The 521-nt window shown below is 74.1% G+C and carries 1 protein-coding gene and 1 pseudogene; one reads left to right on the top strand and one right to left on the bottom strand.

Annotation, left to right across the window (positions count from 1 at the left end; translation table 11 throughout):
• Positions 1 to 120, top strand: a pseudogene (locus J0695_RS44805) (TerC family protein); the annotation flags it as partial.
• Between the two features lie 133 nt (positions 121 to 253).
• Here the strand turns inward: J0695_RS44805 and J0695_RS40230 are convergent.
• On the bottom strand, positions 254 to 521 hold a 268-nt coding region (locus J0695_RS40230; protein ID WP_206969762.1), incomplete at its 5' end, for a hypothetical protein.

Below are 521 nucleotides of genomic sequence, written 5' to 3'. Positions count from 1 at the left end.
GTGATCTGCGCGGTGCTCGTCGTCACCACCATCACCTCGCTCATGGCCTCCAAGAAGCAGGCGAAGGCCGAGCAGGCGGAGCAGGAGAAGGCCGACAAGGAGAACGCGGACGCGTCGTAACGTCCGTCCGTACGGCCGCCCCGCCGTACGGCCGCGCGGCGCACGCGCCGCATGGGGCGGCGGGAGGATCCCTCCCGCCGCCCGTCGGCGTTTCCGGTGCCCTTCCGGCCCTTTCCGGCCCCGGAGCACCGGATCAGCGGGCGACGACCACCCGGCGCTCCGCGCGTTCGCCGTTCACCGTCACGGCGAGGGTCACCGTGCCGGGGCGCAGGGCGGTCAGGACTCCCGTGGCGGGGGAGTAGGAGGCGACGCAGCGCCCCTTCTTCCCGCTCCCCTTCACGCACAGGCCGCGCGAACCCGACCAGTCGGCACTGAGGGGCCAGGCGACCGGTATGGCACGGGCCGCCGCGCCCTCGCCCTGGAGGACGGTCGCCGGTGTCTTCGCCGAGTCCCCCACGGAC

Source organism: Streptomyces beijiangensis, assembly GCF_017315755.1.
GTDB classification, from domain to species: Bacteria; Actinomycetota; Actinomycetes; order Streptomycetales; family Streptomycetaceae; genus Streptomyces; species Streptomyces beijiangensis.
Note: the sequence above shows the minus strand (reverse complement) of the source record. Positions and strands in the feature narration are given on the sequence as shown.